17 protein-coding genes are annotated in these 18197 nt (G+C 48.4%); 5 read left to right on the top strand and 12 right to left on the bottom strand.

Annotation, left to right across the window (positions count from 1 at the left end):
- Positions 1–28: 28 nt before the first annotated feature.
- The 4 genes from prsR to OEZ43_08525 form a co-directional block, all read right to left on the bottom strand.
- Entirely contained in the window at positions 29–1378 is a 1350-nt protein-coding gene (gene prsR, locus OEZ43_08510) for a PEP-CTERM-box response regulator transcription factor (protein ID MDH5545620.1), read from the bottom strand.
- Positions 1379–1500: 122 nt separating this feature from the next.
- Positions 1501–3549: a PEP-CTERM system histidine kinase PrsK gene (prsK, locus tag OEZ43_08515; protein MDH5545621.1), complete on the bottom strand. Its 2049-nt coding sequence runs from the start codon at positions 3547–3549 to the stop codon at positions 1501–1503.
- A gap of 15 nt (positions 3550–3564) precedes the next feature.
- Positions 3565–4950, bottom strand: a complete 1386-nt coding sequence (locus tag OEZ43_08520; GenBank protein ID MDH5545622.1) for a TIGR03013 family PEP-CTERM/XrtA system glycosyltransferase — start codon at positions 4948–4950, stop codon at positions 3565–3567.
- A 217-nt stretch (positions 4951–5167) separates the two neighbouring features.
- Complete coding sequence (locus OEZ43_08525; GenBank protein ID MDH5545623.1) at positions 5168–5647, bottom strand: cyclic nucleotide-binding domain-containing protein; 480 nt, start codon at positions 5645–5647, stop codon at positions 5168–5170.
- 151 nt (positions 5648–5798) lie between these two features.
- Between OEZ43_08525 and OEZ43_08530 the strand changes: the two genes are divergently transcribed.
- The 3 genes from OEZ43_08530 to OEZ43_08540 are packed head-to-tail and all read left to right on the top strand — an operon-like array spanning position 5799 to position 9466.
- Entirely contained in the window at positions 5799–7139 is a 1341-nt protein-coding gene (locus tag OEZ43_08530) for a UDP-glucose/GDP-mannose dehydrogenase family protein (GenBank protein MDH5545624.1), read from the top strand.
- Between the two features lie 32 nt (positions 7140–7171).
- Positions 7172–8449, top strand: coding sequence for a Vi polysaccharide biosynthesis UDP-N-acetylglucosamine C-6 dehydrogenase TviB (gene tviB / locus OEZ43_08535; GenBank protein MDH5545625.1), 1278 nt, complete (start codon positions 7172–7174; stop codon positions 8447–8449).
- 9 nt (positions 8450–8458) lie between these two features.
- On the top strand, positions 8459–9466 hold the full coding sequence (locus OEZ43_08540; protein ID MDH5545626.1) for an NAD-dependent epimerase: 1008 nt from the start codon (positions 8459–8461) through the stop codon (positions 9464–9466).
- 52 nt (positions 9467–9518) lie between these two features.
- Here the strand turns inward: OEZ43_08540 and OEZ43_08545 are convergent, their stop codons facing one another.
- From OEZ43_08545 to dapA, 4 genes are all read right to left on the bottom strand, one after another.
- Entirely contained in the window at positions 9519–10169 is a 651-nt protein-coding gene (locus OEZ43_08545; GenBank protein ID MDH5545627.1) for a hypothetical protein, read from the bottom strand.
- A gap of 240 nt (positions 10170–10409) precedes the next feature.
- Entirely contained in the window at positions 10410–11132 is a 723-nt protein-coding gene (locus OEZ43_08550) for a phosphoribosylaminoimidazolesuccinocarboxamide synthase (GenBank protein MDH5545628.1), read from the bottom strand.
- Between the two features lie 5 nt (positions 11133–11137).
- Entirely contained in the window at positions 11138–12088 is a 951-nt protein-coding gene (gene bamC, locus OEZ43_08555; GenBank protein MDH5545629.1) for an outer membrane protein assembly factor BamC, read from the bottom strand.
- An 18-nt stretch (positions 12089–12106) separates the two neighbouring features.
- Positions 12107–12982 (bottom strand): 4-hydroxy-tetrahydrodipicolinate synthase, encoded by an 876-nt coding sequence (gene dapA, locus OEZ43_08560; protein MDH5545630.1) that lies wholly within the window; start codon positions 12980–12982, stop codon positions 12107–12109.
- Between the two features lie 148 nt (positions 12983–13130).
- On the opposite strand from dapA, the gene OEZ43_08565 reads away from it, so the two are divergent.
- Together OEZ43_08565 and OEZ43_08570 are read left to right on the top strand one after the other, a co-directional pair.
- Positions 13131–13598 (top strand): peroxiredoxin, encoded by a 468-nt coding sequence (locus OEZ43_08565; GenBank protein ID MDH5545631.1) that lies wholly within the window; start codon positions 13131–13133, stop codon positions 13596–13598.
- Positions 13599–13609: 11 nt separating this feature from the next.
- Positions 13610–14998, top strand: a complete 1389-nt coding sequence (locus OEZ43_08570; protein MDH5545632.1) for a PhoH family protein — start codon at positions 13610–13612, stop codon at positions 14996–14998.
- 23 nt (positions 14999–15021) lie between these two features.
- Here the strand turns inward: OEZ43_08570 and OEZ43_08575 are convergent, their stop codons facing one another.
- The 4 genes from OEZ43_08575 to OEZ43_08590 form a co-directional block, all read right to left on the bottom strand.
- Positions 15022–16098, bottom strand: coding sequence for an AI-2E family transporter (locus OEZ43_08575; GenBank protein ID MDH5545633.1), 1077 nt, complete (start codon positions 16096–16098; stop codon positions 15022–15024).
- The gene (locus OEZ43_08580) at positions 16095–16442 is read right to left on the bottom strand and encodes a Crp/Fnr family transcriptional regulator (GenBank protein ID MDH5545634.1); all 348 of its coding nucleotides are present in this window, start codon (positions 16440–16442) and stop codon (positions 16095–16097) included. The genes OEZ43_08575 and OEZ43_08580 overlap by 4 nt, the downstream gene beginning before the upstream one ends.
- Positions 16442–17182: a GMP synthase gene (locus OEZ43_08585; GenBank protein ID MDH5545635.1), complete on the bottom strand. Its 741-nt coding sequence runs from the start codon at positions 17180–17182 to the stop codon at positions 16442–16444. The genes OEZ43_08580 and OEZ43_08585 overlap by 1 nt, the downstream gene beginning before the upstream one ends.
- A gap of 83 nt (positions 17183–17265) precedes the next feature.
- Entirely contained in the window at positions 17266–18174 is a 909-nt protein-coding gene (locus tag OEZ43_08590) for a selenium metabolism-associated LysR family transcriptional regulator (GenBank protein ID MDH5545636.1), read from the bottom strand.
- Positions 18175–18197: the final 23 nt, after the last annotated feature.

Genomic DNA, 18197 nt, shown 5'->3' on the forward strand with positions numbered 1-18197 from the left:
ACTCTTGGCTATCGCTCGAACGAGCGGTCTACACTTCGATGCCCAATTTCTTTATCAAATCATAAAGCGTTGGTCTACTGACGCCCAACAGTTCCGCCGCCTGGGCGATATTATTGTTGACGTGACTCAATGCACGCAAAACGGCCTTTCGTTCTGCGTCCTCGCGAACTTCACGTAAATTAAACGGCATAGTCGCTTGTCCAACTTCATCAAGCTCCAATTCTTCAGCATGAATTTGGCTGCCGTCAGCCATGATGACTGCTCGTTTGAGTTTGTTCTCCAGTTCCCGCACATTCCCTGGCCATGAATAGTTTTCCAATGCCACCAACGCATCTTTTGCAAACCCTTTTATTTTACGATTGTGTTCTTTTGCGAAACGATCAAGAAATGCCCGCGCCAGTAACACTACATCACCCTCCCTCTCACGCATGGGAGGTATTGTGACCGTTATTTCACTCAGACGATAATAGAGATCTTCTCTAAACTCACCTGACTTAATCATGTCTGCAATGTTGCGATGGGTTGCACATACCACCCGCACGTTCACAGGAATTTCCTGGCGCCCACCGACACGCTCGATCACCCGTTCCTGCAAAAAGCGCAGTAATTTCGCCTGTAACGGCATGGGCAAGTCACCTATCTCATCAAGAAACAAGGTGCCCTCATGGGCGTATTCGATTTTTCCGGGCGTTTGTTTGGCCGCGCCGGTAAAAGCCCCTTTTTCATACCCGAACAATTCACTTTCGAGTAAATTTTCCGGGATAGCTGCGCAATTAATGGCGACGAAGCGTTGCGATCTACGGGGACTCAAGTCATGCACGGCTCGGGCGAGCACTTCTTTCCCTGTCCCGCTCTCGCCGAGCAATAAGGTTGTTACATCAGTAGGCGACACTCGCTCAATTGTGCGTACAATCTTCAACATTTGCGGGCTATTGGCAATCAAACCATCCAGTGGAGAATGGCCTGACTCTATAAGTCGCTTATTTTCCAGCTCCAATTCACGCACGCGAAAAGCGCGATTAACAATGAGGCCAAGAACTTCTGCTTCGATGGGTTTCAAATAGAAATCATAGGCACCTATTCCAATAGCACGCACGGCGCTATCGCGGTCATCGTTTCCGGTTACGACTATGACCTTGGTATCTGGCAATAAGGAAAGAATTTGTTCGAGAGTAGCAAGTCCTTCACTCGTCCCGCCCGGATCAGGCGGGAGCCCCATATCCAGAGTGACTACCTGGGGCATATGGCGTCGCAAAGCGCTAATTGCCTCCTCACGATCACCGGCAATTACGGTGTCATAGTCGTCAAAACACCACCGGAGCTGGCTCTGAATCCCCGGGTCGTCTTCTACGATGAGCAGCGTACCGCGTTTGCTCAAATCTGGACTCCTTGCATAAATTCTACGTCTGACATGAACTATTCTATCTGGGAAGGCATCACGACTTAATGCCACTCGTGGACCAAACACAATAACATGTTTTTGCCAGTAATTTTACCGTCTTATGCCAATGGAAGCTCTAACCTAAAGGTTGTACCCTCACCCAGGGTACTGCGAACGCTTACGCTCCCCCCCATATCCTCAATAAATTGACGAACTTCATGGGCGCCTATCCCCATCCCCGTCAGCCCTTTCGTGCTGTCAAACGGTTTGAATAGCCGGTTACGAATAAAATTTTCATCCATTCCGCTTCCAGTGTCTGTTACACAAATCACTGCATTTCCACTTTCTCTGGCTATTGAAACCGTTATTTTTCCATTGGGTGGGGTTGCATCCTGGGCATTCTGTACGAGGTGACCAATATTCGATACCAACCTGTCTTTATCCGCGATGACAAATAATTCCTCAACGCCTCCGTTAAGTTCGGGCACGGGGCGTGATGTCGCCTTGTCTTTTACTACGGTAGACAATATCTCGCTTAACGGAACTCGCTCAGCCTTTTCCGAAGACAGGGTGCCAGTCTTCAGTTGAGCCAACAAGCGATTCATGCGCGCGACGGCATTCTCAACGGTGTTAATCGCGTCATCAACGAAAGCAGGATTATGTTTATGCTTCTCCGCGTTTTTCACCACCAGACCCAACTGCGACATTAAATTCTTTAAATCGTGCATAACATAGGCAGAAAGACGATTAAATGCTTCAAACTGCCGCGATTCCGCCAGGGCCAGGGCGGAACGCGCCTGCGCGAGATGAATCGCCACCTGCCGACCAGCGGTTTTGAGTAAATCAATATCTTCCCAGTTAAACTGTCTAGGTGCTCTTGGGTTAGCGAGAATAATGAATCCGTATAATTGGGTTTGCAACATTAGTGGCACTACCAGCCAGGCGCTATCCTGATCCTTCAGCCATTGAGGCAATTGCAGGTCAGCATATAGTACTGAGCCATCCCGATACTCGTGTAGATTGATGACCCACTGCCATTGCTCGAGGAATCTTGGCAAAGATGCATCCGCCGCTTCCGACATGCCGTTTAGATCCGACATACTCATGTGAGCAACAGCTTCATAGCCCCGATTTTTCTGATTTATCCACAACACGCCGCCAGGACTGTCGACCATATCGGCCAGTGCAACAATCGCTTTTTCTTCCAGACGCTCTACCTTGTGCTCTGACGAGAGCTGTCGGATCAGACGCAACCACTCCTCACGATAGTCATATCGGTAATTAAGGAAATGTTTGTCGATAAAAACTCTTAGTCGTCCCCGCATCCCGCCGGAAGACACCACAGCCAACAGCACCATTAACGCGCCAAACACGAAGGCATTGCGGATGATCGTACCCCAGTCACCACCATATTCTCTTAGGTAATACCCGCCACCCGCGACGATAAGTAAATACACGCCCGCCGCCAACACCGCTGAAGAATAGAATATAACCTGACGTGACACGGTGATGCTTAGCGTGGCATCGGGGAATCGCCGAATACCCAAACCCAACAGAACCATGGCAAATACAGACACCACCCCCCTCGAACTCCAGTTGTCAATGTCTACACGTTGAAACAACAGGGCTTCGCTATAGAGATAAAAATCATGTATGTAAACTGCGCCAAATCCGATACAGAGAAACTTGAATGCCCAACGTTGCTCACGACTACTGCGAAAAACCTGCTCAACCAGGATCAGACCTAACAGAGCAAGAACTAAATGACCGATAATCCGAACTTCGAAACCAAGCCAAGAACCCATATTCGTATTGCCGCTCGCCACAAACAACAGTAGCGCCAGCAACAACAGCGGAATCACATAGGAAATTCGTTCAAGTACGGCGTACCACGTACCACGACTCTGGGATAGGGTTCTTATCAACTTCAATAACAGGTAGGACCACAAAAGATTCCTGATAATCTCCAGGCTCACCGCCCAGATATTCGATGCAAACGAATGATATGCGGAATGCGCGCTGGCGATTGCCCATAAAAGCCCCGCCAGCATGGCCACCGCAAGTTCGATACTGGCGGTGCGCTGCCTCCACATCGTCAATAGCAGAACAAAAATAGTCAGAAAGCTCAGGCCAGCGAGACCATAACTGATCACGCCTATGCTAAACATTGTGTTCGCCCCTGACTAGCGGGCACCTTTGCCCCATAGGATTACCTCTGCGGTCTGAAACAACACCGTCAGATCGAGAAAAATGCTGTAATTTTTTACATAATACAGATCAAATTGCAGTTTCTCGACGGTGTCTTTTTCTGTCGAACCATAGGGATAACATATTTGCGCCCAGCCAGTAACTCCGGGTTTGACACGATGTCTTTCTGAATAATGCGGAATCGAACGAGAAAATTCTTCAACAAATTGCGGTCGCTCCGGACGAGGTCCAACGAAACTCATATCACCACTTAACACATTGAATAGTTGCGGCAATTCATCGATACGTGTCTTACGAATAAATCTACCAATTCGAGTCACTCGATCGTCATTTTTCTGCGCAAACTGGGCGCCATGCTTCTCCGCGTCAACCCGCATTGAACGAAATTTATATACCTGAAAGAGGCGCCAATTTCTGCCCACTCGCACCTGTTTATAAAAAACCGGCCCCCTATCTTCCAGCTTTACCAAGACGGCCGTTATCAGCATGATCGGAAGTACGGGTATAAGTAGCGCTACGCTGGCTACAAGGTCAAAAACGCGCTTAACAAAGTCTCGCATGAATCCATGGGTAAAACCGTCAGAAAAAATCATCCAGCTCGGATTAAGAATTTCGAGCAAAACCCTGCCAGCCTGACGCTCAAAAAAAGTTTGCAACTCGACTACTTCGATACCGGACAACTTGCAATCCAACAATTCATCTACCGGGAAATGTTTTCTTCTATCTGTTATTGCAACAACCAGCTCATCAATATCATGCTCCTTGCAATAATCGACAAGTGCCGTTTCCGGCTTAACAATCAGACTATCAGGGATCTGCTGGCTCTCTTCCGGCAACGAAACATAACCGACAATGTGAAAACCTCTTCGATCGGTTTTGCGCTTTAATCTTTTCTCTATAATGCTCGCCTTACTGCCTGCACCAAGAATCAAAATGCGTTTTTGCCAACTTTCGCGATGAACCAGCTTGATGAACAACAAACGGCTCACCACTACCAGCACTACAGTGACAGCCGCCGACCAGGCAAACGCACCACGCCCGAGAAACAACTCAGGAAAAATATAGAATAACAAGCCCATCAGAGCGAAGGCGCTGGCCAGTGCCGCAAGCAGGCGAAAAAACATACCTCGCAGACCATCGCGCATGTGTCGCTGGTACAAACCCATCGCGGTAAAGCATGAGAATACGACGAGTGCAAATACCAACGCCCTAGGCCAAATGACGGCGACATCTTCGATATTGCTAATCGTTCCAAAACGAAACAATAAGCCTAAGTAAACAGCCAAGGCAGCGCCAATGACTTCAGATAGACTGAGCCAGATGAGAGATTTGGGGATGTAGTGCTTGAAAATTCGAATCATTTGAGAGAAATGCCGCTACCGTTTCCTTTACTGGATGGGCCCGGGGAGTCTGCCAGCCCAAGCCGAAGAATTCCATAACCCAAATGGGTTAATAAGCTTTCAACGTACTATTTGTAAAGGCCAATTACAACTTATCTTGAAAAAAAAGGAAGTGAAGAAAATTACACAATTTGTCCATATCGCCGGACAGAGTCTAACTAAGGGAATTTGCGGTCATCTATAAGTGTTGATCCATATTATGTGCCTTGATACCCCAGGCGAATAGCGAGAATATCTTATCGTTGGTTTTGCGTAGACGCGACACCATGCGCGCCGTCAAGGCCTTGATAAATCTAAAACCCAGCTGCGGATACTGCTCGAGAAATTCCATTAAGCGATCTCCATCAATCACTACGAGATCGGCATCGCTGATCGCCATGACAGAGGTTGACCGAGGCTCGTCATCAAATAGCACCAACTCGCCGAAAATTTCACCCGCATTCAGGTCGCATACACCCGGATTGAGCTGTCGCTGTCCTTCTAACTCCACCCGTCCCACAACTCTCACTGCGCCTTTTTCAAGCCAATACAGCGATCGACTCTCAGTCCCCTGACGTATAATTTCCGTACCCGTCGGCACATGGTCACGACGCCAATTTACACCCTCAGGAAAATCAGGGTTAGATATTATTTCGGCGATCAATTCATCCAGGTTCATGTAATTAGCCTCAAAATGTAACGCTTTTGTACTATATCGTGTCGCTGCGACAAAAAATTGAGCCCAACTCAGTGACTTTCCGCATGTTTATCCCGCCCAAGTTTGTTAAAATTCCGCACAAATTCTGTCACTGAAGAGAATATAGGCTCTCATGAACGTAACAATATTTGGTAGTGGATATGTCGGTCTTGTCACAGGGGCCTGTCTCGCCGAAGTTGGTAATGATGTGATATGTATCGATGTTGACGAAGAAAAAATAGCGCGCCTGCAAAAAGGCGATATCCCTATCTTTGAGCCAGGTCTCGAAACCATGGTTATACGTAATGCCGAGGCGGGTAGATTACGTTTCACCGCCGATGTAAAAATGGCTGTTGACCACGGATTATTCCAGTTTATTGCAGTGGGCACTCCGCCAGATGAAGACGGCTCTGCCGATTTACAATATGTGGTCGCTGTCGCACGCAGTATCGCCGAAAACATGCAAGACTATCGCGTGGTCATCGACAAATCGACAGTCCCTGTCGGTACGGCGGACAAAGTCAAAGCGGAGATGTTGGCCGTCTTGCAAAAACGCGGTGCAGATCTGGAATTCGATGTGGTATCCAATCCCGAATTCCTCAAAGAGGGCGCAGCGATTGATGACTTCATGAAACCCGACCGAATCGTAGTGGGTACGGATAATCCCCGTACCGGTGAACTGTTGCGCGCGCTGTACGCACCTTTCAATCGCAATCACGAACGCGTCATCCTGATGGATATCCGTTCTGCGGAACTGACCAAATATGCAGCCAATGCCATGTTGGCGACCAAGATCAGCTTCATGAACGAATTGTCCAACCTGGCCGAGTTGCTCGGTGCCGATATAGAACACGTACGACTTGGCATCGGATCTGATCCACGTATCGGCTACCATTTTATCTATCCAGGCGCCGGCTATGGCGGATCATGTTTCCCCAAAGATGTTCAGGCGCTGGAAAGAACCGCTGCGGGCGTAGGCTATAATGCGGAACTACTGGTTTCCGTAGAGTCTGTGAACAAGCGTCAGAAAGATAAATTGTTCACCATGATTAGCAAACACTTCAAGGGTGAACTGGAAGGAAAGACTATCGCACTTTGGGGACTTTCTTTCAAACCGAACACTGACGATATGCGCGAAGCACCAAGCCGGTCCCTGATGGAAGCATTGTGGAAGGCAGGTGCTCGAGTGCAAGCCCATGACCCCGAGGCAATGGAAGAAACACAACGCATATATGGTGATAGAGTAGAGCTGAAACTTTGCGATACCATGTATGAATCATTAGAGGGTGCCGACGCGCTCGTGGTAATCACAGAGTGGAAACCTTTCAGAAGCCCGGATTTTCAGCGTATCAGAAAAGCGCTTAAGAACCCGGTGATTTTCGATGGCCGTAACATCTACGATCCTAAACAGCTCGAAAACATAGATATAACCTATTACGGCATAGGACGTGGCGCAAGTATTAAAAATAAATAAAAGCAGAATAGAACACAGACAAAGGACGAAATATGATGACATTAGACAGCACCAAACTGGCCATCGTCGGACTCGGCTACGTCGGCTTGCCGCTAGCGGTTGAGTTCGGCAAGAAAATGCAAACCGTGGGCTTCGATATCAACAAGGCCCGAGTTGCCGAACTAAAAAATGGCCGTGACAACACACTTGAAGTAGAACCTGAATTACTCAAACAGGCCACCAAGCTTCAGTATACAGACCAGGTCAGCGACATTGCCAACTGCAATGTCTTCGTTGTCACGGTACCAACACCAATTGATGAATTTAAAAGTCCCGACTTAACGCCGCTGGAAAAGGCGTCTGAGATGCTGGGAAAAATCATCAAAAAAGGCGATATCGTTATTTATGAATCGACGGTATACCCAGGCGCAACCGAAGAAGTGTGCATCCCTATCATCGAAGCCCAGTCAGGCCTGAAATACAATACCGACTTTTACGCAGGCTATAGCCCGGAACGCATCAATCCCGGTGACAAAGAGCACCGCGTTACCAATATTCTAAAAGTGACATCCGGCTCTACACCGGAAATTGCCGACTATGTCGACAAACTGTATCGCAGCATCATTACTGCTGGCACTCACAAGGCCAGCAGTATCCGCGTTGCGGAAGCTGCAAAAGTCATCGAAAACACTCAGCGTGATGTCAATATCGCACTCATTAATGAGCTGGCGCTCATATTTAACAAAATGGGTATCGATACCCTGGAAGTGCTGGAAGCCGCCGGCACCAAGTGGAACTTCCTGCCATTCCGTCCAGGCCTGGTCGGCGGACACTGCATCGGCGTCGACCCTTATTATCTGACACACAAGGCAACGGCTATCGGCTATCACCCTGAGGTCATATTGTCCGGTCGTCGCATCAACGATGGCATGGGGCAATATATTACCGATACCGTCGTAAAGATGATGATCCGCAAGCAATTGCCTGTGGCTGGCAGCAAAATACTGATTATGGGTCTGACCTTTAAAGAAAACTGCCCTGATCTGCGTAATACCCGTGTCGTTGACATTATCAAGGCGTTTGGGGAATACCATGCGCAAGTCGACGTCTATGATCCCTGGGTCAGTGCTGAAGAAGCACAGCACGAATACAACATCACGCCGATACAGAAACTCGAAACCGGTGCGTACGACGCTGTTGTACTTGCAGTCGCTCATCAACAGTTTCTTGCGATGGGTGCGGAAGCCATCCGCGCACTCGGTAAGAACAATGCGATACTGTTTGATGTTAAATCCATACTACCGAAAGACAAGGTAGACGCACGTTTATAAGGCTAAATAATGAAAGTTTTAATTACTGGTACCGCTGGATTCATCGGCAACGAGCTCGCGCGCAGATTACTCGATCGTGGTGACGAAGTGATTGGAGTGGATAATCTCAACGATTACTACGACGTCAATCTCAAAAAGGCGCGCCTGGCACGCATTGCTGATCACCCTGGTTTTACCGATTGCCGCGTCAGTATCGAAGATCGCGCCGCTATCGAGGAAGTGTTTAAAAAACACAAACCCAATCGGGTAGTAAACCTTGCAGCGCAAGCTGGAGTACGTTATTCCCTGGAGAATCCTCACGCCTACGTCGACTCCAATATCGTTGGATTCGTCAATTTACTCGAAGGCTGTCGACACAACGACGTCGAGCACCTGGTGTACGCATCCAGTAGTTCGGTATATGGCTCAAACACCAATATGCCTTTCTCTGTACACGACAATGTTGATCACCCCGTCAGTCTTTACGCCGCGAGCAAAAAAAGCAACGAACTCATGGCCCATACTTACAGTCATCTGTATCGATTGCCAACAACCGGCCTACGCTTTTTCACGGTATATGGCCCCTGGGGTCGTCCAGACATGTCGCTATTCCTGTTTACCAAGGCCATACTCGAAGGACGCCCCATAGATGTTTTCAATCACGGTAAACACCGCCGCGACTTTACCTATATTGATGACATCGTCGAAGGCGTTATTCGCACACTGGACAAGATCGCCACTCCCAATCCGGACTGGAATAGTGACAATCCCGACACGGCAACCAGTAATGCGCCCTACCGCGTCTACAATATTGGCAATAATCAGCCGGTGGAATTGATGTACTTCATCGAAACCCTTGAGAAATGTTTAGGAAAAGAAGCCAAGAAAAATTTCCTGCCACTGCAGGCAGGTGATGTTCCCGCAACCTATGCCAATGTGGAAGCACTCACCAAAGATGTAGGGTTTAAACCTGACATGTCTATCGAGGAAGGAATTTCACGCTTTGTAAAATGGTATAGAGAATTCTATAAGGTGTGAGCTTAGGCGCGAAGGCAGCGGAAAATCTGCCTTCGCGCGTACATTGTTCAACTTATTTGATTTTGCGTTCGAAGTAATAGGCTAAGGTAACCAATCCATCATAGGTCTGGTCCCAATCGGAACCGGCATCTTTTTCGTCCCAACGACGTACACGGCCTTGGCCACCATCAACCTGACCATCAACAGTTTCATCCACCCAGCGAGCGACGTCTACTGATACATTGTATGCCACGACAACATTCGCTGGCTTTCCATTTGGCACGCCATGTCCCACCTGGAAATGCCCATTTTGACGATGCTGGCTCAATTTAAAATTTGTTGTTTCCGCATCCACAATACCCATCTGGCGCAAGGCATCGAACGTCGCAGTTATAGATTCTTCGGCGCTGTTTCGACAACTCGCAGGCAATTGGCTATTGGCAATAATGCGTACACTTTCAGGGTTGCTGACACGATCCGGATGATAACTGATAACACCGTTACCATCGCAGTCACCGGGCCATACATGACGGATTTCCCTGTGCGCCCAGAGATGGCTTTCCAGTTGGGTTAAATCCTTATAAAAATTTTCTTTCTCCAGGTTCCCAACGTAGTCTACGCCTTGCACAGCCACGCCAAACGCAATGCCAGAACTCACCACCAGGCCAGCCAGATTTACTAACGTAAAACCACCTTGTTTCTGGACATTCCACTTATTACCCATTTTTAGTTTCACCTTACACCCTTTCAGATCGAATTGTTGTCGACACTGAACTCTTCATCGGATAACAGAATATTACAATTACCCTCTTTACAGTGGTTTTGTGAAAGATTTCACACCCTTACAGGCGTCAATATTGGAATTTGACGGGTTCGTCACACATTGAGGAGATCAGATAAAGTGTCTGAAATAGAATACAAAAAGAACCAGTAGGGAGTTTTCTGCCCGCCGAGGCTGGTAAAGTTAGCTTGGGAGTACAACCCCAAGTCGCTGGGCGACAGCCTCATAGGCCTCTACCACGCCGCCGAGTCCCTGACGAAAACGATCCTTGTCCATTTTCTCCCGTGTATTGGCATCCCATAGCCGACACCCATCTGGAGAAAATTCGTCACCTAGCATCAACTTGCCTTTGAATCGACCGAATTCCAGCTTGTAATCCACCAGCATCAGTCCAGCATCCGCGAACAGTTTTTTCAGCACGGTATTCACTTCAAAAGTCAGGCGTTTCATCTCTGCTACTTCGGCCTCAGTGGCCCAACCAAATGCAAAGATGTGATAGTCGTTAATCATTGGGTCATGGAGTGCATCATTCTTGAGGAAAAACTCAAAAACCGGTGGATCAAGATCTATACCCTCTTTCACACCCAGTCGACGAACCAGACTTCCAGCAGCAGTATTGCGTACCACGCACTCGACTGGAATCATTTCCAAACGTTTTACCAGCGACTCCTGGTCTGATAGCAATTGAATCTGGTGTGTTGGGATACCGGCCTTGGCAAGCTTATCCATGATGAACGCATTGAAGTGGTTGTTGACCATTCCTTTACGATCGAGCTGCGCGATTTTTTCACCATCAAATGCGGAAGTATCATTGCGGTATTCGAGTATTAGCGCATCGGGGTCATCACTTTCGTAGACGGATTTCGCTTTACCTTTATACAGCTCTTTACCTTTAGTGACTTTCATAGGATTTATCTCAGATTGTCTTTCAGGCGTATCAACATATTCTTGGCTTCCTCGGTCAGATCAGGACGGCCTTCACCATCTTCTAACCAGACCAGCGTCTTTTGCTCACTCAGCTCTTTGAAACGCACAGTGACATTTTCCCGTTTGTTAAATAACGCCCCGGCGATAGAGATATCGGCTTCTTCACTCAAGCGCACCACCAACTTGCCTGCGTCCTTGTTACGATCTGCCTGCAAATGCCCCATGCGATCTACTGCTGACGCGACTAACTGCCAGGCGCGACCAAAACCGGTATGAATCTCCAGCGCAGGTGGCTGGTTGTCCAGTTTGAGCACAGAATCCGGGCTCTCACGCTTGGCCTGATTGATCATCTGTTGCTTGAGGCGCGGCTCAACGCTGAAATAATCCAGCATCAAACCCATAACCTCAATTTCGAGCTCTTCGTCAGAAAACCGCGTGCCCCACACCTGATGCATCGAGCCCGCAGCAAAATTCAGTTGACTACCCCTATGCGCGACAAAAATCAGCGTTTTTTCTGGACCATCTGGTTCGATCCTTACACGATACCTGTCTCTGAAAAAATCACTGCCAGGTAATTTTATCCAGTCGGTTTCCATGATACCCAAACGGGTATTCTGCCAGTCCAGGGGGATACCGTTGTGTATAAAGAAATCGCGCACATGTTCCCACACAATATCGCTTTTGCTGCCTATTTCGATCCAGCGAAGCCGGCCGTCACGATGCAATTCAACCTTACCGCCATGCGACAAGGTCAGTTTTTCCTCCAGCAACTTACCAATTTGCGGAATCTTGAATCCTTCTTCATAACCAGGCTGAGTTAAATCAGGTGGAATTTCAAGTATGGGTATGCTGGGACTACGTTTATAAAATCCCGTATCCTGCGTCGCGCATGCCGTAAGAATGGTCGCAAGCGCGAACAAAGCCAATTTCGTCATCAGATGATTGCTCACGACCTAGAGCGCTCCTGCTTGCCGCATCGCTTCACGCACGGCCTCTCTGTGTTGCTCTGACAAGACTGTCATTGGTAGCCGAATTCCAGGTGGTATTCGACCCATTTCGCACAATGCCCACTTTACGGGTATAGGATTGGATTCCAGAAACAACTTCTTGTGCAGTCCCATCAACCCCTGATTGATTTCCCTGGCAGACGTGATATCGCCAGACAAGACTGCCTCACACATTTGATGCATGCGCGCCGGCGCGACATTCGCCGTAACGGAGATCACGCCATGACCGCCAGCGGCCATGACATCTAGGGACAAATCGTCGTCTCCACTGAGTACGAGAAATGACGGTCCACAAGCACTGATCAAAGCTTCAACACGCTCAAGACTGCCAGAGGCTTCTTTAATACCGATAATATTGGTAATTTTAGCCAGACGGGCTACCGTCTCGGGCTTCATATCGACGGCAGTACGCCCAGGAACATTGTAAAGAATCTGTGGAATATCAACAGCTTCGGCAATCGCCTTATAGTGTTCATAGAGCCCTTGCTGGGTTGGCTTATTGTAGTATGGAGTAACAAGCAGACAGGCGTCGGCGCCAGCTTCCTTGGCGCAACGGGTCAGATCAATAGCTTCTGTTGTGGAATTTGCGCCCGTACCAGCGATGACTGGAATTTTCCCGGCAGCGCGTTGTACAACACGACGGATAACCTCGCAGTGTTCTTCTTCGTCCAGGGTCGCTGATTCACCAGTAGTGCCAACAGCGACAATAGCATCAGTGCCCGACTCGACATGCCAGTCCACCAACGCGTCCAGAGCGGCAAAATCCAACTCCCCGTTTTCCGCCATTGGAGTAACCAGAGCGACGATACTGCCTCGAAACATGCCGATCTCCACGTAAAAATGAAATGCGAATGGTACTTAGCCCATGGGTTAATAGCAAGGGACAAGCCTTAAATTTGCAGGGCGTGATATCATGCCCTTGAACTTGTGAATATGACCCAACCAGTCGCCAATCGTTCAAGGAGTCAGGATGAGCACAGTCGAACTCAACAAAAAGGTACCGAACTTCGAACTTCCCGCCACCGGCGAACAAACCATAAAACTTAGTCAGCTCAAGGGTAAAAAAGTTGTCATCTATTTTTACCCCAAAGACAGCACTCCTGGTTGCACAACTGAAGGTCAAAACTTTCGCGACAACCACTCAAAATTCAAGCGTGCCGGTGCAGTAATACTTGGCGTTTCCCGAGACAGTATAAAGTCACACGAAAATTTTAAATCCAAACAGGAATTCCCGTTTGAATTATTATCCGACAAAGAAGAAACCCTGTGTCGGCTTTTTGATGTCATCAAGGAAAAAAACATGTACGGCAAAAAGGTGATGGGCATAGAACGCAGCACCTTTCTGATCGACGAGAAAGGCGTTTTACGGCATGAATGGCGCAAGGTGAAGGTACCTGGTCACGTTGATGAGGTATTGGCTGCAGTTAAGTCTTTATAGGAGTCACCAGAATGAATGAAGAAAACAAGTTATTCGTACTCGACACCAACGTATTGATGCATGATCCCAGCTGTCTGTTTCGTTTCCAGGAACACGATATCTTTCTTCCCATGGTTGTCCTCGAAGAGCTGGACAAAAATAAGCGTGGGCATTCGGAGGTCGCGCGCAATGCACGCCAGGCCAGCCGATTTCTCGAAGAGGTCATTGGCTTTTCTTCCCGCGAAGAGATCGAAAATGGCCTCAAACTACCCGAACCCAAGAACACAGATTACAAAAGCGGTCGACTGTTTCTGCAGACTCGCGAATTAACCTATGAGCTCCCTCAAGGTATCCCTGGCAATGTCCCGGACAACAACATATTGGGGATATCGATCGCGCTGCAGGACCAGCACAGTGAAAAACACATCATACTGGTCACCAAGGATATCAATCTTCGAATCAAGGCCGCTGCACTAGGGGTCCGAGCCGAAGACTACAGCACCGACCAGGTCATTGATGACATCAATATTCTGTATAGTGGCGCCTGCAAACTCGAAAAAGATTTCTGGGATACTCACGGCGACAATATCGAATCATGGAAGGAAAGTCACAGCAGTTTTTATCGCGTTTCTGGCAAAGACATCCAGCAGTGGTATCCGAACCAGTTTATTTATTCTGAGGATGAAGAATTCCAAGCCATTGTACGTGAAACGCAAGACACCACGGCCAAGCTTCAAACGCTTACCGACTTTGCCAGCACCACTCACAATGTCTGGGGAATCCATGCACGCAATCGTGAACAGAATTTTGCGCTGAACGTATTAATGGACCCGTCTATCGATTTTGTTTCATTGCTTGGGCAAGCGGGTACCGGTAAAACATTGCTGACCTTGGCAGCCGGTCTGGTACAGACCCTGGATATGAAACGTTACCAGGAAATCATCATGACCCGCGTAACCGTCCCGGTTGGTGAGGACATTGGTTTTTTACCTGGTACGGAAGAGGAAAAAATGACGCCGTGGATGGGCGCACTCATGGACAATCTCGAAGTCTTGACCTCGCCACCTGACGCCGGGGAATGGGAACGCGCCGCCACCAGCGATCTGCTTCAAAAACGCATCAAGATTCGTTCATTGAACTTTATGCGTGGACGAACGTTCCTGAACCGCTACGTGATTATCGACGAGGCGCAAAACCTGACGTCGAAACAAATGAAAACGCTGATTACTCGCGCCGGTCCCGGCACCAAAATCGTTTGTCTCGGCAATGTTGCGCAGATCGATACGCCATATCTTACCGAAACCACGTCAGGCTTAACCTATGTGGTCGATCGCTTCAAGAACTGGGAGCACAGTGCGCACATTACCCTGCAACGCGGCGAACGCTCGCGCCTCGCAGATTACGCATCAGCGGTACTGTAGGTAGGCATTATTCAAACGAACACTTAGGTCGCTGCGGACTCTTTGTTCTCGTCCTGATTCTTGGGCCAGGCATTGAGTACCGCTTTGACCAGTGTGGCCAAAGGTATCGCAAAGAAAATACCCCAAAAACCCCAGACGCCGCCAAAGAAAATTATCGCGACGATAATCGCAACCGGGTGTAGATTCACCGCTTCAGAAAATAAGAGCGGTACTAACACATTTCCGTCCAGTGCCTGGACTATGCCGTAGGCAATAATCAGATAGAAAAACTCTGGCGTCCAGCCCCATTGAAAAAACGCCACTAAGGCAACCGGAATCGTTACCACCGTTGCGCCCACAAACGGCACCAACACAGACAAGCCGACAAGCAAGCCGAGCAGCACCGAGTAGTTCATACCCATCAACGCAAAAACCAGATAGGTAACAAAACCAACGATGATAATTTCGACTATTTTTCCTCGAATATAGTTACCGATTTGTTCGTCCATTTCCCGCCACACCTGGGTAACCAGACCACGATCCCGTGGCAAATAGCGAGTCGACCACAATACGATTTGATACTTATCTTTGAGAAAAAAGAACACCAGCAACACGATCAGAATCAAATACACCATCCACGTAATCACGCCACGCAAGGATGCCAGGGAATACGACAGAACTGCCTGGCTTACCTTCGCAACTTCGGCGGCGATACTTTTCATGATGTCGCGAACCTGTTCCTCAGATATCAAATGCGGAAACTGCTCGGGCAACTGTAACAGCGCCTTTTGCGTGCTCGATATCATCTTAGGCAACTCTTCGATAAATTGTACGATCTGCTCAACTAACAGCGGTACCAATCCAACAATGCCTACGACTAAACAGACGAGAAACAGCGCGAATACGATGGGCATGGCAAACTTACGTTTAATTTTGCGCCGTGTAAGCTGCCAAACGAGGGCCTCCAATAGATAGGCAATCACGATAGCGATCAACAAGGGTAATAGAATTTCTCCCATATAGATCACAATCGCGAACATGGAGACGAGTATCAGCGCAAGTATGACGGCCTGCGGGTTCGAAAAATGCCGGTAGTACCAGGTCTTGAGCATATCAATCATGACTGGCCTTCCTTTAATCGCTGATAGTGCTTCTTAAATACAAGTTCGAGTTCCTCAATGACTTCTGTCCTACCGCGTCCCTGCATCACATGCTGGGTGACTAACACCGATGTTTCATTCAACATTTTCGATTTATCCAGCATAGGATAGGACTGTGACAAACGCTTAAGCGCCCCTACCACCGTCTCGCCTTCTTTCGCTGAAATTACATTCGGCTCCGATACTGGCAAAGATGTTGCCGCGTGCCTGCCTTGCAGGAACAACCCAAAGTCGAGCAAGGAATTACGGCCCTGCCCATCCAGCTGACGAAAGATTTCGAGCAATTGTTTTTCGGTTTTATTCACTAGGATTCAACATTGATTCGAAATACGGGAGGTTTCTTACGTTCTGTCATCAAGTCCAGCGCTTTCACCAGAGCGACGATTACCGCATCGGTTGTTCTTTGAGATGTCTCCCATTCGTCGCGCGCCTGCTGCAAGATGTCGCCGATGTGATCCGGTGTCGATCGACCCGCTTCCATGATCATATCTTCAATCATCCCCGGTTTTAACTCAGGACGGAAAAGCAAACCATATACCAACTCGTTTGGCCTTATCGCGATCCAGTGTCCATAGTCATCCACTAACAGCGGCTCTAATCCTTCAGGTAATGATGCGTCGCCATTAAACATCACTAAGACCTTTTTTCCGTCTACGGATTGCGCGAGTAAATCCTGTTTGCCCGCTGAGGTGATATGCGCTGTAGTCCAATACGCGTTGTGCAATGGCTCTGAAACAGGTGTTGCGCCATAAAATTCGGCCACCAACAAACCACCCATACCGATGCCCACCACAGGTCGTTTGGATTTTTCGAAAATGCCGATGAGATTCTTCTCAGATTCAAGCCAAGGCATGTTTTCCCTGTCCTGGCTAGGTATATGGCCACCCAATAGAAACATTGCATCAAACTGCAGCGCTGATCCCGGCAAATCCTGACCGACAAACGGACGAAAATAGTTGAAACCGATATCGCGTTTTTCTAATTGCGATTCGATCAAACCTAAAAACTCACTATAGTTATGCTGGATAATGGCGTAGTTTTTCATATGTGCATATGTGATTAGCGACGGAAACAGCACTTGCAGGATTTAGTCCCACACACTGCTTCAGCCAGCTAAAACGGGTACACCTATTCGAGCCCAGGATGGTCCTTGCAATACTGACGTGCAAACTCGAGCAACTCGTCCATGGCGCGTTGACGGAATTTCTGTTTCTGGTGAACAAAAGAAAATGGTCTCTCTATCGGCGGATCCAGTTTGATCGCAACCAGAGTACCCAAGGAGAGCTCCTTACTCAATGTGGCGCGTGACAATACGGTCATACCGATATTTGCCTCAACCGCGCCTTTAATGGCTTCAGGACTACCGAGTTCCATAATCACATCAAGCTCATTAGGATTGATACCTATCCCATGGAGATATTCCAAAATCACCTCGCGCGTGCCTGAACCTTCTTCACGACATATATAGGGATGTTCAAGCAATTGCGCCGGCGTAATTCTCGACTCACCTGCAAGTGGGTGCTTAGGCGGAACGATCACCACAAGCTGGTCTTTCTTACACAACTCAACCGCGAGATTCTTGTTCTGTACTGGCGCCTCAACCACACCCAGATCGATGACATTATTCTCAACCATCGACACAATACCCTCGGTGTTGGAGACTTTGAGTCGCACGTTTACATCAGGATATTTGTGTTTAAAATCACCCAGCAGAGAAGGCAGCATGTATTCCGCGATGGTGGTACTGGCGCCGATAATCAGGACGCCGCTGACCTCGCCGGTCAATTCTCTAACCGCATTTTCCATTGCCGCATATTGTTCGAAAATCTTGCCCGCATGCTCATACACCCGCTTTCCGGCTTCGGTGAGACTTATGCGGTTATGGGTACGATCAAACAGGCGGGTATTAAAATATTCTTCGAGCTGGCGTACCTGAAAGGTGACCGCCGGTTGGGTCATATGTAGGGTTTCCGCAGCCTTGGTAAAACTCAGCAGCTTGGCTACGGTGTGGAATACTTGTAATCTTCGATCAGCCATCTCACCTTCAATATAAATTCGCT

The organism is Gammaproteobacteria bacterium (assembly GCA_029881255.1).
GTDB lineage: Bacteria > Pseudomonadota > Gammaproteobacteria > S012-40 > S012-40 > JAOUMY01.

Bases quoted from the DNA above. Each gene is read 5' to 3' on its own strand.
- prsK (MDH5545621.1), bottom strand. From the start codon at position 3,549: ATGTTTAGCATAGGCGTGATCAGTTATGGTCTCGCTGGCCTGAGCTTT.
- OEZ43_08520 (MDH5545622.1), bottom strand. From the start codon at position 4,950: ATGATTCGAATTTTCAAGCACTACATCCCCAAATCTCTCATCTGGCTC.
- OEZ43_08525 (MDH5545623.1), bottom strand. From the start codon at position 5,647: ATGAACCTGGATGAATTGATCGCCGAAATAATATCTAACCCTGATTTT.
- OEZ43_08530 (MDH5545624.1), top strand. From the start codon at position 5,799: ATGAACGTAACAATATTTGGTAGTGGATATGTCGGTCTTGTCACAGGG.
- tviB (MDH5545625.1), top strand. From the start codon at position 7,172: ATGATGACATTAGACAGCACCAAACTGGCCATCGTCGGACTCGGCTAC.
- OEZ43_08540 (MDH5545626.1), top strand. From the start codon at position 8,459: ATGAAAGTTTTAATTACTGGTACCGCTGGATTCATCGGCAACGAGCTC.
- OEZ43_08545 (MDH5545627.1), bottom strand. From the start codon at position 10,169: ATGGGTAATAAGTGGAATGTCCAGAAACAAGGTGGTTTTACGTTAGTA.
- OEZ43_08550 (MDH5545628.1), bottom strand. From the start codon at position 11,132: ATGAAAGTCACTAAAGGTAAAGAGCTGTATAAAGGTAAAGCGAAATCC.
- bamC (MDH5545629.1), bottom strand. From the start codon at position 12,088: ATGACGAAATTGGCTTTGTTCGCGCTTGCGACCATTCTTACGGCATGC.
- dapA (MDH5545630.1), bottom strand. From the start codon at position 12,982: ATGTTTCGAGGCAGTATCGTCGCTCTGGTTACTCCAATGGCGGAAAAC.
- OEZ43_08565 (MDH5545631.1), top strand. From the start codon at position 13,131: ATGAGCACAGTCGAACTCAACAAAAAGGTACCGAACTTCGAACTTCCC.
- OEZ43_08570 (MDH5545632.1), top strand. From the start codon at position 13,610: ATGAATGAAGAAAACAAGTTATTCGTACTCGACACCAACGTATTGATG.
- OEZ43_08575 (MDH5545633.1), bottom strand. From the start codon at position 16,098: ATGATTGATATGCTCAAGACCTGGTACTACCGGCATTTTTCGAACCCG.
- OEZ43_08585 (MDH5545635.1), bottom strand. From the start codon at position 17,182: ATGAAAAACTACGCCATTATCCAGCATAACTATAGTGAGTTTTTAGGT.
- OEZ43_08590 (MDH5545636.1), bottom strand. From the start codon at position 18,174: ATGGCTGATCGAAGATTACAAGTATTCCACACCGTAGCCAAGCTGCTG.